This window comes from Mammaliicoccus sciuri, from assembly GCF_025561425.1.
Taxonomy (GTDB): Bacteria; Bacillota; Bacilli; order Staphylococcales; family Staphylococcaceae; genus Mammaliicoccus; species Mammaliicoccus sciuri_A.
The window spans coordinates 806,501-820,682 of sequence record NZ_CP094824.1; the positions used below are offsets into that span (position 1 = coordinate 806,501).

The 14,182-nt window shown below is 32.4% G+C and carries 18 protein-coding genes; 13 read left to right on the forward strand and 5 right to left on the reverse strand.

The genetic code is table 11. The features are described 5' to 3' along the window. Nucleotides 1–8: 8 nt before the first annotated feature. The 3 genes from rpsI to MUA60_RS04055 all read left to right on the forward strand — a co-directional run bounded on the left by rpsI (nucleotide 9) and on the right by MUA60_RS04055 (nucleotide 1,253). A complete protein-coding gene (gene rpsI, locus MUA60_RS04045; protein WP_025906473.1) occupies nucleotides 9–401 on the forward strand; it encodes a 30S ribosomal protein S9 in 393 nt (130 codons plus the stop codon). Nucleotides 402–576: 175 nt separating this feature from the next. Beyond that, on the forward strand, nucleotides 577–1,068 hold the full coding sequence (locus MUA60_RS04050; RefSeq protein WP_262649860.1) for an HAD family hydrolase: 492 nt from the start codon (nucleotides 577–579) through the stop codon (nucleotides 1,066–1,068). A 20-nt stretch (nucleotides 1,069–1,088) separates the two neighbouring features. Next, on the forward strand, nucleotides 1,089–1,253 hold the full coding sequence (locus MUA60_RS04055; protein ID WP_262649861.1) for an HAD hydrolase-like protein: 165 nt from the start codon (nucleotides 1,089–1,091) through the stop codon (nucleotides 1,251–1,253). 38 nt (nucleotides 1,254–1,291) lie between these two features. Here the strand turns inward: MUA60_RS04055 and MUA60_RS04060 are convergent, their stop codons facing one another. Both MUA60_RS04060 and MUA60_RS04065 read right to left on the reverse strand, forming a co-directional pair. Beyond that, nucleotides 1,292–1,921 (reverse strand): ABC transporter ATP-binding protein, encoded by a 630-nt coding sequence (locus tag MUA60_RS04060; protein ID WP_316964802.1) that lies wholly within the window; start codon nucleotides 1,919–1,921, stop codon nucleotides 1,292–1,294. Between the two features lie 12 nt (nucleotides 1,922–1,933). After that, nucleotides 1,934–3,016 carry an ABC transporter ATP-binding protein gene (locus MUA60_RS04065; protein WP_262649862.1) on the reverse strand — a complete coding sequence of 361 codons (1,083 nt, stop codon included), beginning with the start codon at nucleotides 3,014–3,016 and terminating at the stop codon, nucleotides 1,934–1,936. Nucleotides 3,017–3,298: 282 nt separating this feature from the next. On the opposite strand from MUA60_RS04065, the gene MUA60_RS04070 reads away from it, so the two are divergent. Together MUA60_RS04070 and MUA60_RS04075 are read left to right on the forward strand one after the other, a co-directional pair. Next, nucleotides 3,299–3,670 carry a VOC family protein gene (locus MUA60_RS04070; RefSeq protein ID WP_107590391.1) on the forward strand — a complete coding sequence of 124 codons (372 nt, stop codon included), beginning with the start codon at nucleotides 3,299–3,301 and terminating at the stop codon, nucleotides 3,668–3,670. A gap of 17 nt (nucleotides 3,671–3,687) precedes the next feature. Then, on the forward strand, nucleotides 3,688–4,149 hold the full coding sequence (locus MUA60_RS04075; protein ID WP_262649863.1) for a DinB family protein: 462 nt from the start codon (nucleotides 3,688–3,690) through the stop codon (nucleotides 4,147–4,149). Between the two features lie 154 nt (nucleotides 4,150–4,303). Here MUA60_RS04075 and MUA60_RS04080 read toward each other — a convergent pair whose 3' ends face one another. Then, nucleotides 4,304–4,444: a hypothetical protein gene (locus MUA60_RS04080; protein WP_262649864.1), complete on the reverse strand. Its 141-nt coding sequence runs from the start codon at nucleotides 4,442–4,444 to the stop codon at nucleotides 4,304–4,306. Between the two features lie 87 nt (nucleotides 4,445–4,531). Between MUA60_RS04080 and MUA60_RS04085 the strand changes: the two genes are divergently transcribed. The 3 genes from MUA60_RS04085 to MUA60_RS04095 are packed head-to-tail and all read left to right on the forward strand — an operon-like array spanning nucleotide 4,532 to nucleotide 6,218. Further along, the gene (locus MUA60_RS04085) at nucleotides 4,532–4,735 is read left to right on the forward strand and encodes a DUF1272 domain-containing protein (protein ID WP_262649866.1); all 204 of its coding nucleotides are present in this window, start codon (nucleotides 4,532–4,534) and stop codon (nucleotides 4,733–4,735) included. Nucleotides 4,736–4,754: 19 nt separating this feature from the next. Beyond that, nucleotides 4,755–5,195, forward strand: coding sequence for a GNAT family N-acetyltransferase (locus tag MUA60_RS04090; RefSeq protein ID WP_262649867.1), 441 nt, complete (start codon nucleotides 4,755–4,757; stop codon nucleotides 5,193–5,195). Between the two features lie 18 nt (nucleotides 5,196–5,213). Beyond that, a complete protein-coding gene (locus MUA60_RS04095; protein WP_262649868.1) occupies nucleotides 5,214–6,218 on the forward strand; it encodes a zinc-binding alcohol dehydrogenase family protein in 1,005 nt (334 codons plus the stop codon). Nucleotides 6,219–6,499: 281 nt separating this feature from the next. Here MUA60_RS04095 and MUA60_RS04100 read toward each other — a convergent pair whose 3' ends face one another. Next, the gene (locus MUA60_RS04100) at nucleotides 6,500–7,945 is read right to left on the reverse strand and encodes a YhgE/Pip domain-containing protein (protein ID WP_262649869.1); all 1,446 of its coding nucleotides are present in this window, start codon (nucleotides 7,943–7,945) and stop codon (nucleotides 6,500–6,502) included. Continuing rightward, nucleotides 7,929–8,387 carry a MarR family winged helix-turn-helix transcriptional regulator gene (locus tag MUA60_RS04105; protein ID WP_204186379.1) on the reverse strand — a complete coding sequence of 153 codons (459 nt, stop codon included), beginning with the start codon at nucleotides 8,385–8,387 and terminating at the stop codon, nucleotides 7,929–7,931. Before MUA60_RS04105 ends, MUA60_RS04100 begins: the two co-directional genes overlap by 17 nt. Before the next feature lie 249 nt (nucleotides 8,388–8,636). Here MUA60_RS04105 and MUA60_RS04110 point away from each other — a divergent pair, with 249 nt between their 5' ends. The 5 genes from MUA60_RS04110 to MUA60_RS04130 are packed head-to-tail and all read left to right on the forward strand — an operon-like array spanning nucleotide 8,637 to nucleotide 14,171. Then, entirely contained in the window at nucleotides 8,637–9,737 is a 1,101-nt protein-coding gene (locus tag MUA60_RS04110; protein ID WP_262649870.1) for an ABC transporter ATP-binding protein, read from the forward strand. A 41-nt stretch (nucleotides 9,738–9,778) separates the two neighbouring features. Further along, nucleotides 9,779–11,032 (forward strand): extracellular solute-binding protein, encoded by a 1,254-nt coding sequence (locus MUA60_RS04115; RefSeq protein WP_262649871.1) that lies wholly within the window; start codon nucleotides 9,779–9,781, stop codon nucleotides 11,030–11,032. An 8-nt stretch (nucleotides 11,033–11,040) separates the two neighbouring features. Further along, nucleotides 11,041–12,309: a sugar ABC transporter permease gene (locus MUA60_RS04120; protein ID WP_262649872.1), complete on the forward strand. Its 1,269-nt coding sequence runs from the start codon at nucleotides 11,041–11,043 to the stop codon at nucleotides 12,307–12,309. Then, a complete protein-coding gene (locus tag MUA60_RS04125; RefSeq protein WP_262649873.1) occupies nucleotides 12,309–13,151 on the forward strand; it encodes a sugar ABC transporter permease in 843 nt (280 codons plus the stop codon). The genes MUA60_RS04120 and MUA60_RS04125 overlap by 1 nt, the downstream gene beginning before the upstream one ends. A 15-nt stretch (nucleotides 13,152–13,166) precedes the next feature. Further along, nucleotides 13,167–14,171 (forward strand): LacI family DNA-binding transcriptional regulator, encoded by a 1,005-nt coding sequence (locus MUA60_RS04130; protein ID WP_262649874.1) that lies wholly within the window; start codon nucleotides 13,167–13,169, stop codon nucleotides 14,169–14,171. Nucleotides 14,172–14,182 lie beyond the last annotated feature (11 nt).

Here is a 14,182-nt window from a genome sequence, read left to right on the forward strand (position 1 = left end):
ATACTACATTGGCACAAGTTGAATATAAAGGCACAGGTCGTCGTAAACATTCAGTAGCACGTGTACGTTTAGTACCTGGTGAAGGTAACGTAACAATTAACAAACGTGACGTACGTGACTACTTACCATTTGAATCATTAATTTTAGATTTAAACCAACCATTTGATGTAACTGAAACAAAAGGTAACTACGATGTTTTAGTAAACGTTCAAGGTGGAGGTTTCACTGGACAAGCACAAGCTATCCGTCACGGAATTGCACGTGCATTGTTAGAAGCAGATCCAGAATACCGTGGATCATTAAAACGCGCTGGATTACTTACACGTGACCCACGTATGAAAGAACGTAAGAAACCTGGTCTTAAAGGTGCTCGTCGTTCACCACAATTCTCAAAACGTTAATATGCCAAAGTTGTTGCGAACTTGTTCGCTTACAAATTTGGTACGCAAATTGTATTTGCAATTTGTGTTCAAAAGAATATACGTTTCAACACTTCTCGAACAACTTCGAGGAGTGTTTTTTTATGTAATGGTATAATATATTCCATAACCTTACAGACTAAAAGGAGATTTTTCGATGTATAAAAATATTTTATTTGATTTGGACAATACTTTATTAGATTTTAATGCTCGTGAAAGGGAAGCAATCAAGGCGGTTTTTGAATCTGAGGGTATTGTGTTTAATGATTTGAATTTTAAGCAGTATCAGGATATTAATAAGCGTTTATGGATAGAGCTTAAGCAGGGCAAGGTTTCTAAGGATGAAGTGTTAACGACTCGCTTTAAGGAATTTTTTAAGCTGTTTGATTTAAATGTTGATGCGCGTGCTAAAGAGGCTATTTTTAGAAAGACGTTGAATGATAATCATGAGCTGGTTGATGGTGCGAAAGATATATTAAGTTATTTGAAAGAAGCGGGTTATCATCTTTATAGTGCTTCTAATGGTGTTTATGAAACTCAGATGAAACGCATGAATGATGCAGGTATTTTTGATTATTTTGATGATCATTTTATTTCAGAGAAAATTGGATTTGAAAAGCCTCATAAACAATTTTTGATCATTGTTTAAATGTTATTAAAGATGATGATTTGTCACATTATTTAATGATAGGAGATACGTTAACATCTGATATTACTGGTGCTAATGAATATGGTATTGATTCATGTTACTTTGACCATCAAAATCTTGGTAACGGCGATATTGCGACATATGTTATTAATCATTTAGAAGCGTTAAAGGATATAATAAAGTAAGCTGAGATGTATTGTCTCAGCTTTTATTGTGCTTATATTTATTTCTCTTCGTTGATATACATTCTATAATAGAATCCTTGTTTCTCTATAAGTGTATCGTGATTACCAGATTCTATAATGCCTTCTTTTGTTAGGACGTATATGTTATCTGCATTTCGAATTGTTGATAATCGATGGGCGATGACGATAGTAGTCCGATTGAGTGTCAGTTGTTCTAATGATTGTTGAACGACTTTCTCACTTAAATTATCTAAAGCACTTGTGGCTTCATCTAAGATGACGACTTCTGGGTTTTTTAAAAACATTCTTGCGATACTAAGTCTTTGTTTTTGCCCGCCAGAAAGTTTAGCACCTTTTTCACCAATTTGAGTGTGATAACCATTAGGCAGTTGTTGAATAAATTCATGTGCGTTTGCTAATTTAGATGCATGAATGATTTCATCCATTGAAGCTTCAGGATTACCATATTTAATATTCTCATAAACGGTACTTGAGAATATATAGACATCTTGTTGAACGATACCTATTCTTTGTCTAAGTTCTTCAAGAGGCATTGTTCTAATATCTTGATGATTAATCGTTATGGATCCTGATGTGACATCGTAAAATCTTGGTAGCAGATTGGCGATGGTTGATTTACCTGAACCTGATGGGCCAACTATCGCAATATATGCACCGGGTTAGATTGTTAAATTTAAATTCTTGATAATATCTTCTTGGTCATATTGAAAGTAAACATGATCAAATTGAATAGCACCGTTTGAATGTTGTATTTGATGTTGATGAGTATTCTCTGAAGTTATATCTGGTTTAAGTTGCATTAATTTAAAGAAGCGGTTAAAACCTGAAATACCTTCATTATATTGAACAGACAGCTTAACAAGTACTTCTATAGGTGTTGCGATATTACCTACATAAAGTACAAATGCTAACAAATCCCCGATAGAAATTTCTTTTTTCATAATTAGTAATGCACCGAGCACAATGATGATGACAGGCATTGCTTGAATGATGGACCCTATAATCTCATTATATAGAGCTTCATATTTATGAACTTTCTTTTTGATTTCAATCGCTTTTTTATTAAGTGATTTATACTGATTACTTTCAAATGATTCATTCGTAAAAGATTTTGTAACTTTAATTCCTGATATCGTATTTTCTAAAAATCCATGAATTTCAGCATTTGTAGCTTTATCTTGTTCATAGATAGAAGAGAGCTTTTTGATGTAGTACCAATAAACCACAATCATAATAGGAATAAATAGCATCATCACAATTGTTAATTCTACATTGATATACAAGAGAATGACGACAGCACCTATAAAACGAATAATGTACATTAAGATATCTTCAGGACCGTGATGATATAACTCTGATAAGTTCTCAAGATTACCCGTTAATCTCGACATCAAACTACCCGTACTATTTCGGTCGAAAAAGTGATGAGGTTGGCTTTGAATATGTTCATATAACTCTTCGCTCATATCTTTCTCCATCTTTGCACCCATAACATGACCATAATAATCTATAGAAATATGGCACAAAAATTGAATCAATATGAGCAATACCATAGCAGCACCTAGTAAGTAAATTTCTTTAACATGCGCTACAGAGAAATGTTGAATTAAATTCTCTGTGATATAACGAATAATCAATGGTATTACAAGCGTTATAACCGTAATAAGTAATGAACAAATTAAAGTTAAACCGAAAATTCGTTTATAAGGTCTGTAGTATGATATGAATTTTTTAAATTTCACAATAATAGCTCCTTAAGTTTTATTGGTGTCGTTTACCAATAAACTTAATACATTTCACTTAAAGGTAAACGACCTCAGTGGCAGTAGTTAAAAGGATACGATTATTATTTTTTCTCATGGTAATCTTCCTCTATAGTGTGAAATTACAGTAAAGACTGTTACTGAGAGTATAAGTTAAAATCAAATAAAACACAACGCGGATGAGAATACTTTGTTATTTTTGCACTTGATTCGTATATAGCGTATTCTAAATATATTAAATGAATGAAGGTGAGATGTATGATTGAAAAGTTACATCAAGTCATGTTATATGTTGATGATCAAGAAAAGGCTGTTGAATTTTGGAAAGATGTAATGAACTTTGTTGTGAAGTCTGAAGACGAGTTGCCTGAAGGTTTCAAGTCTGTAGAAATTGCACCTAGTGAAGATGCTGAAACGTCTTTTGTATTATTTGATAAAGCTTTTATTGAAAAGTACAGTCCTGAAGTGAGTTTAGAAACACCTTCTTTAATGTTTAAAGCTACGAATTTTGATGAATTATATAAGTCGTTAAAAGAACAAGGATTAACTGGTCATGATATTATAGAAATGCCTGAGGGTAGAGTATTTAATTTTCATGATAAGCAAGGTAATTATTTTGCAATTACTGAGTAAAAACGGAGGGAATTGAAATGATAGAAGCACAGTTTCGAATTTCTTATAGTATGTTATCTGATGTTGTCAAAGATATAGATGAGAAACAAGCGGATTTTCAACTGGAGTTAGCGAAAAACAATATTAAATGGCAACTCGGTCACGTAATTGTGGCGAATGAATCATTTGTCTTTGGTTCAAGTGAAGAAGGTAATATACTCGGTGAAAAGTTAGGTGAATCATTCTCACCAGGTACTTCACCACAAGATTTTACAGGTGTAGAACCAACTTTCCAAGAATTAAAAGGTATATTAAATCAACAACTAGAAAGAATATTAAATGCACTTGATGAACAAATGGACAAATCTAGAAAAGCACCAATAGCGAATATGGATACATTTGCAGAAACAATTTCATTTGGCATATTGCATACGAATTATCATACTGGTCAAATTAAGTTGATGAAATCAATGTTAGATAAATTAGATCAAGGCGTATAAAAATATAGGGAGCGGGACAGAAATCTAATTTGTATAAAAAGGTTTCGTAGTCCCGCCCCGGCAAGGATGACTAGAGTTGAAAAAAGCTTGCTACAAGCGCATTTTCAATTCAGTCATCTACTGCCAATATACTAAAACAGGCTGAGACATTACTTTATGTCCCAGCCTGTTTTTCATTAGAACAGTCAAAGCATAATAATGTTTTGTCTTCTTGCACGACACCTTCTATAAAGCCACTATTACAATAAATATCTGTTTGGCATTTTGCACATTTACCTACGAATTCTTTTTCCATATAATCACACCTTAAAATTCATTTTATGTACTTAAAAGTGATATGATAATTATGTATATACTAACATATTTTTATGGAGTGATAGAAATGGCTTTAGAGATGAAACCAAATTGCGAAAAATGCGGATATGAATTTCATAAGAAAAGTAATGCTTTTATATGTGTTCAAGAAACAACATACTGCAGAGAATGCGCGGAAAATTTATATTATGTTTGTCCAAAATGTAATGGGGAACTTGTCGTTCGTCCAAAAGCAAAAGCTGATACTAAAACTGTAATGGGAGACTGTTAATAATAAATGAGGTGATGGATTGAATATTCGAAGATTACAACTCAATGAGGTAGAGAAAGTTGTTGCTGTATTTGATGACTATCGTGCTCATTTTGGACAACAATCAGATATAAAGGCGACGTATGAATTTATATATAGAAATGTTTCTTGTGAAGATGCGGTTATATTTATAGCTGAAGCGAATGAGCAAGTGATAGGATTTGTACAGCTATACAAGATGTTGTCATCAATGAAAATGTCAAACCTACTTATTATTAATGATTTATTTTTAACAGCAGATGCGAGAGGTCAACGAATCGGTGAGCAATTAATGAACCAAGCATTTACTTATGGGAAAGAAAATGGATATGAGACAATATATTTAGAAACCGAAAAATCAAATATAGCTGGTAATCGTTTATATCAAAAATTAGGCATGCAAATCGATGATGAACATAACTATTATCATAAACATTTATAAACAAGAGGTGACTTTTAGATGAAAGCAATTGTGTTTAGTAACAGTTTTGATTTGAAAGTATCAAATGAATTTGAAGAAAGAGATATACCAGTTCCAGAAGCTAAAGGAAGAAATCTTTTAGTGAATGTGAAAGCAGCGAGTATAAATCCTATAGATACGAAATCAAGAAATACATCTGATGGAGAATTTAAAATATTAGGGTATGATGCAGTAGGTGTTGTAGAAGCGATTGGAGAAGAAGTAGAATTGTTCCACGTAGGTGATGAAGTATATTATTCTGGCACAAATACGAAACAAGGGTCGAATGCAGAATATCAATTAGTTGATGAACGACTTGTGGGCATTAAACCAGAACACTTATCTTACGTAGAATCAGCAGCTTTACCTTTAACAGCACTAACATCATTTGAAGCATTATTAGAAGGACTAAATATTTCTTCTAATCCTGAAGATAATAAAGATAAGAAGTTACTGATTATTAATGGTGCAGGCGGTGTAGGTTCTGTCGCAACTCAAATTGCGAAACATTTAGGGCTAACAGTAATCACGACAGCATCACGTAAAGAAACGAGAAGATGGTCAGAGAAAATGGGTGCTGACATCGTGCTCAATCATAAACACCACTTACCAGATGAATTAAGAGCACATAAAATTAATCAAGTAGATTATATCTTTAATACACATAGTAGTGATGCATACTTTAATGTAATGGCAGAAATGATTAAGCCAAGAGGAAAAATCGTAGCACTTGTTAATTTTATTGATAAAGTAGATTTAAATTTATTAAAAGATAAAAGCGTGACATTCTCATTTGAATTTATGTTCACTAGACCAAAATATGAAACAGACGACATGATCGCACATCATGAATATTTGAGAAAGTTAACATATTTATTAGATAGAGGTACGATTAAAACGACAGTAAATAAGACACTAAAAGGATTAAGCGTAGAAACAATTACAGAAGCACATCGTTTAATAGAAGAAGGAAAAAGTATTGGTAAAATAGTTATAGAATATTAACAGTACTAATAGAAATGACATTACGAACACTTTCGGCAAAACTTGTTTATAACGGGTGCGTTACGAACATTTTCGACAAAACTTGTTCATAACGGGTGCGTTAATTACAAAAGTCAGCGGAAGTGTAACTATGGGTGTCTATAGTAACAAAATTCGGCGGAAGTGTAACTATGGGGGCTATAATTACAAAAGTCGCAACAACTGTAACTACCGTAGCCATCACTACTTAAAATAAACTACAAAAAAGCACAACCTCGCGTGAGGTTGTGCTTTTCTACATCTTAATAGTCGTTTTCGTTTGTGATACGTCTTAAGTGTGGATATTTAGAACGTATTACATATACAAGTAATGTTAGTGCGGCAAATACGATTGCGATAAGTCCGATTATAAGCATTGATTGTCCATAAGTTACGTCGCTTGTGAAGTTGAAGATATTTTCTCTTAGTGCTTTAATAACATAACTCATTGGAGAGAATGGGTGTAAGTCTTGGAAGAACTTACCTGATAATTCTATTGGGAATGTACCTTCACTTGATCCTAATTGTAAGATTAATAATATAATCGCTAAGAATTTACCGATATTACCTAATACAACTGTTAGGAATGTCACAATCATGTATGCTGCAATACTCCATAAGATGAGTGTTAAAGTAAAGTATCCTGGATTGGCGATATCAATTTCAAATCCGTATAAACATAGTACCGCTAATGCTAATGCTGATCCTAAAGCTTGCATCATGAATATTGCAAACTTACTTAACCACCATTTGAAACCTGTGGAATCACCAATTCGTTTATCGATAGGGTAAACTGCTGAGAATGCAACTGCACCTACATATAAACTTAATGATAGGATATATGGCGCAAAGCTTTGACCATAGTTATTAACTTCTGTTAAATCATCTTCGTTTGATACGACTGGTTTATTGATTGCTTTAACATTTTTATCTTCAAAGTATTTATCATCTGATTGTTTAATAGCTTTATCTATATTCGCTTTTAATTTATCATTGTTAGCTTGTAAATCACTTAAACCTTGAGATACTTTCATACTGCCTTGTAAAAGTTGTTGTCCTTCAGCGCCAGCCATTGGAGCAAGTTGTTCTAATCCAGATTCAACTTGTTTATTACCGTCAATGAGTTGAGATTCTGCATCTGACATTTGTCCAAGTGCTTTAGAAGTATCTTTATAATCATCTGTTAATTTATTCATACCTTTAAATGATTCTGAAATATATTTCTCACGAACAGATTCACTTAAATCATATTCAACAGCTGTAATAGCTTTAGTTGCGATTTGTGAACCAGTGTAACTATAACCAGGGTTCGTTTTGACATTTAAGTCGATTTTTTTAGGATTTTTGTCTAACATAGATCCTGCATTTTTAGTCGTTTCAGATGGAATTGAAATGACAGCATAAGATTCACCATGTTCTAAATGTTTGTCTGCAGTTTTTTGAGAAACAAATTCCCATTTAAATTTATCATTGTCTTTTAATTTATCTACTACATCATTACCGATGTTTGTCTTTTCACCATTGATTTTTCCGCCGTTATCGCTATTTACTACAGATATCTTTAATGAATCCGTCTTTCCGTATGGATCCCATAAAGAACCTACAAATACTGAACTATAAATAAGTGGAATAAGCATAATTGCTATAAGTGATACGAGTAAGAACTTATGTGTCCATAAATTTTTTATATCATCAAACATGATTAACATTGTCCTTTCCTGTTATAAGTTTATTAGCTTTCTCTAATTGTTTAACAAACGTTATAATCTCTTCGTCTGAAAAGTGAGAAGACAGTTTACGATTAAATGTTTCGTAAATAACATCTTCAGTACGCTTTACAAGTTCTAAACCTTTATCTGTTAGCAAAACAGATTTCTCTCTCTTATCTTCGCCTTGCTGAATAGCAATGAGGTCTAGATGCTTCAATTTATTAATTCTGTTTGATATAGCAGTCTTAAAGACACCTTGTTTAGCAGCAATAAAACTGTATGTGCATCTAGGAAAATCTTTAATAATTTTTAAAGTTTGATATTGTTCTTTAGAAACAACTTCATCTAACCCAGAATTATTTAAAATCTTTGCAACTTCACTGTGTATATTAATGATGGATTCTTGGAATAGGTTAAAAGCTTTTTTTAATTCTTCTTCCATAATTAGTACACCTCCTGTACTTAATACAAAGAGTATAGTACACCCTATGTACTATAATTGCAAGAGGTTTAACTCAAAAAAATACAATCGTTTGCGTGTAAAGGCTTTCTTTTGAAAATAAATAGTTTATATTCTCATAAATTATTAATGCAATCGTTTGCATAAAAATTGTTGACTTTTTAACTTTTTACACATATGATAAATCTATATCAAATTTTGAAAACGATTACAATTATGGAGGGTTTATCTATGGCTGAAATGAAATTAGAGAATATAAAGAAGACTTACGACAAAGGTAATACTGTAGTACATGATTTTAACTTACATATAAAAGATAAAGAGTTTATTGTTTGCGTTGGTCCATCAGGGTGTGGAAAGTCTACAACTTTGAGAATGATCGCAGGATTAGAAGATATTACATCAGGAAATTTTTTAATTGATGATCGAAGAATGAATGATGTCGCACCGAAAGATAGAGATATCGCAATGGTCTTTCAAAATTATGCATTATACCCACATATGACAGTCTATGACAATATGGCATTTGGACTTAAACTACGAAAAATGAATAAAAAAGAAATAGATAAAAGGGTTCAATACGCAGCTGAAATTCTTGGTTTGAAGGAATACTTGCCAAGAAAACCTAAAGCTTTATCAGGTGGTCAAAGACAAAGGGTTGCATTAGGTCGAGCAATTGTAAGAGATGCGAAAGTATTCTTAATGGATGAACCTTTATCTAATTTAGACGCGAAATTAAGAGTTCAAATGAGAACAGAAATATTAAAGTTGCATGAACGATTACAAACTACAACGATTTATGTCACGCATGACCAAACAGAAGCTTTAACGATGGCAACACGTATTGTTGTCTTAAAAGATGGCGATATTATGCAAATAGGTACACCGCGTGAAGTATATGACGCACCGGAGAATGAGTTTGTTGCACAATTTATTGGATCACCAGCAATGAATATTTTTGACGCAAAAGTTAATAAAGACGAGTTAGTGATTGGCAATCAAGTGATTAAATTAAATGAAAGTAAAGCACGCATGTTAAATCATAACGGCTATGATGGCAAGACGATACGATTCGGTATTCGACCAGAAGATATTCATGATGAACCTGTATTTATCAATGCTAATAAGGATTTAACCTTTAAGACTAAAGTACTTGTTAGTGAATTATTAGGTTCTGAAATTATGATTCACGGATTATTTAATGATGAAGAAATTTGTGCCAAGTTAGATGCTAGAACAGTCATTCATCCAAATGATGAAATTGAGCTCGCATTAGATTTAAATAAATGTCACTTCTTTGATAAAGAAACTGGAGAAAAAATAAAAAATTAATTGATTGAGTGAATTAACAATTAATGAAAGAAGGGGATTAGATGAAACATATAATAAAAGTTTGCTCAATATTACTCGTGACATTATTGCTTGCAAGTTGTGGTCCTAATCGAACACAAGAAGATATTGATAAAGCATTAAATGATGATGAAAAAACGGCCAAACCTAAGTCACTTACGATGTGGGTAGATGGCGATAGACAAATGGCTTTTTATAAGAAAGTAACGGAAGATTATACAAAAAAGACAGGTATTAAAGTCATTCTTAAAAATTCAGCTCAAGATGATCAAGTAGATAACTTGTCACTTGATGGTCCTTCAGGTAATGGACCTGACTTATTCTTTCAACCGCATGACCGTGCAGGAGATGCTTATTTACAAGGATTAGCAGCAGAAATTGAATTTACAGATGAAGAATTGAAAGGTTATTCCAAAGAAGCATTACAAACTTTAAATTATGAAGGTAAACAGTTAGCATTACCCGTTATCGTAGAATCAACGGCTGTTGTCTATAATAAGAAACTCGTTAAGACACCACCGAAGACGATGGATGATGTTGAAAAAATCGCAAAAGATGTAACGGACAAAGATAAAAAGCAATATGGATTTATGTTTGATGCAAAGAACTTCTACTTTAATTATCCATTTTTATTCTCTCAAGGCGGATACATATTTAAAGAAGAAAAAGATGGATTTAATACAAATGATGTTGCAGTAAATGCTCCATCTGTCGTGAAAAATGGAGAGAGATTACAATCTTGGTATGACAAAGGTTATATTACGAAGTCAGCTAATCAAGATGTAATTGTAGGACTGTTTAAAGAAGGCAAAGTAGGTATATTTCTAACAAGTCCTTGGCAAACGAATGAGTTCAAAGAAGCACTTGGCGATGATTTTGGAACAGCAACTTTCCCAACTGATAATGGTAAAGAAATGAAACCATTCTTAGGGGTAAGAGGTTGGTTTATATCCGAATATAGTGAAGAGAAGTACTGGGCTAAAAACTTAATGCTGTATTTAACAAATAAAGATAATATGCAGAAATATACAGATGAAATGCAAGAAATTACAGGTCGTACAGACGTTTCTTCTAAAAATGAATTATTAAAGCCATATGAAGAACAAGCTCAAAATGCTATTCCAATGCCAAACATTCCAGAGATGAGTCAAGTATGGGATCCGATGGGAAATGCAGCGACATTTATATCCAACGGTAAAGACCCTAAAGAAGCGCTTGATGAAGCGAAAAACGGTATTGATGAACAAGTAGAAATTATGAATGCATCTAAAAAATAAAAGAAGGTGTGAAAATGAGAAATCCAAAATTAGCAGCCATGCTATCGATTATTCCAGGTATTGGCCAATTCTATAATAAAAGATATATAAAAGGTAGTATATTTATCGTATTTTTTATTAGTTTCATTTCAGTATTTTATCAATTTATGAATATTGGATTCTGGGGATTATTCACTTTAGGTACAGTGCCTAAACTAGATGATTCTAGGGTTCTATTAGCACAAGGTATCATTTCGTTATTATTAATTGCATTTGCAATCACTTTATATGTCGTAAATATCATAGATGCTTATCGTAATGCAGATCAATATAATAAAGGATTTGAAATTAAAGATAGTAAAGGTCGAATGACGGCGACATGGGATAAGACTTTCCCATATTTATTAATATCACCAGGTATCTTTTTATTAATATTTGTTGTCGTATTTCCACTTTTATTCATGTGTTTTTTAGCTTTTACAAATTACAATTTATATAATGCACCACCTAGACATTTATTAGAATGGGTAGGATTTGATAACTTTAAATCATTAGTTACAGTACCTATTTGGAAGACAACATTCTTTAACGTATTAACTTGGACGATTGTTTGGACTTTAGTAGCGACTACTTTACAAATCGCGTTAGCGTTATTGCTCGCTATTATTGTTAACCACCCACTTATTAGATTTAAAAAGCTTATTAGAACAGTATTAATCTTACCTTGGGCAGTTCCATCGTTTGTAACAATATTAATCTTTGCTGCCATTTTTAATGATGATTTCGGTTCGATTAATAATGATATCTTGCAACCATTATTTGGTATTGCACCAGCTTGGTTAAATGATCCATTCTGGGCAAAGGTTGCTTTAATCTTAATTCAAGTTTGGCTTGGATTCCCATTCGTATTCGCTTTATTCACTGGTGTTCTACAAAGTATTTCATCAGACTGGTACGAAGCGGCAGATATGGACGGCGCATCAAGTTGGCAAAAATTTAGAAATATTACGTTTCCACATATTTTATTTGCGACTGCACCATTATTAATTATGCAATACGCAGGAAACTTTAATAACTTTAATTTAATTTACTTATTTAATAAAGGTGGTCCACCTGTTTCTGGTCAGAATGCAGGTAGCACAGATATCTTAATTTCATGGGTTTATCGATTAACATTTGATATGCAAAATTATAATATGGCCGCAACGATTTCATTAATTATCGGTGTGTTTATTGCCATTATTGCATTCTTACAATTTAGAAAGACAAGTACTTTTAAAGATGAGGGGGATATTTAATGAATAAGAAGAATAAAAATATATTAAGAGAGATTATCATGTATGGCATTTTGATTATTATGTTTATTATCATTATTTATCCATTACTGTGGACTTTAGGGTTATCACTTAACTCAGGTTCCAATCTTTATGGTTCTTCTATGATACCGAAAGATGCATCTTTGAAAAATTATATTTATTTACTAACTGATCCATCGAGTGATTATCTCACTTGGTATAAGAATACTTTAATCGTGGCGACGGCTAATGCTCTATTTTCTGTAATCTTTGTTGGTTTAACATCATATGCATTTTCAAGATATCGTTTTGTCGGTAGAAAATACGGGCTGATTGCATTTTTAATTTTACAAATGTTCCCGGTATTGATGGCAATGGTAGCAATTTATATCTTATTAAATACAATAGGCTTATTAGATTCACTATTCGGTCTTACTTTAATTTATATAGGTGGTTCCATTCCGATGAATGCTTTCTTAGTTAAAGGATATTTCGATACAATTCCTAAAGAATTAGATGAATCTGCTAAAATAGATGGTGCAGGACATATGAGAATATTTTTCACAATTATGTTACCGTTAGCTAAACCGATTCTAGCAGTTGTTGCACTATTTAATTTTATGGGACCATTTATGGACTTTATTCTGCCAAGAATTCTATTACGAAGTCCTGAAAAATACACACTAGCAGTCGGATTATTTAATTTTATAAATGATAAATTCGGAAACAACTTTACAGTATTTGCTGCTGGGGCAATGATGATTGCAATACCAATCTCAATAGTATTCTTATTATTACAAAGATACTTAGTGACTGGTTTAACGGCAGGTGCTACAAAAGGATAATAAAGGAGTGATCTCGTGGTTACAATAAAAGATGTTGCGAAAGAAGCAAATGTTGCACCATCAACAGTATCAAGAGTGATTAGTGGACATAAAAGTATAAGTGAAAAGACATCAAAGAAAGTAAAAGCTGTGATGAAGCAATTGGGATATCAACCTAATATTGCCGCGAGAACACTTGTAACACAAAAATCTAAAACGATTGGTTTAATTTTAAAATCAGCTTCTAAAGAAATGAAGCAAAACCCATTCTTTACAGATGTTCTGATGGGGATATCAATAGCTTGTAAACAAAGAGAATATTCAACGATTATGACAACGTCAGTTGAACAAGCTGACCTATTAGTTGAAGTAGAAAATCTCATTAAATCTAAATCAATAGATGGCTTTATTATGCTTTATTCAAAAGAGAATGATCCCGTTACACAACTACTCAAAAAATATCAATTTCCGTTTGTTGTTGTAGGGAAACAACTAAGCGAAAGAGAAATTATTCATATCGACAATGATAATGTCGAAGCAAGTCAAATGATTACAGAATTTATGATTCGAAAAGGCCATGAACATTTAGCTTTTATAGCTGAACCAGATTCATATGCTGTTGCATTAGACAGGGTAGAAGGCTTTAAGAAAGCTTGCGATAAACATGGTATCAACCAATATGAAATTTACCATGCAAATCCTAACAGAGATGAAATATTAGCAATCATTAAAGAAATGAAAGAAAGTGCGACTTTCCCTACAGCGATTATTACGTCAGATAGCATGATCAATATTAATTTATTAAGTGCATTATATGAACTTAATATAAGAGTGCCAGATGAAGTGATGACAGCAACTTTTAATGATTCATTTATTAATACTTTTGCTTCACCGCCTCAAACGGTCGTGAATATTTATCCTGAACATTTAGGTGAGGAAGCGGGTATAGCTTTAATTAAACTGATTGAGAATCCTAATATTTTAAGAAAAAATACGATTATTCCAACAGATATAATAGAGAGAAAATCAACGATAAAATAAGAGGTGACTGA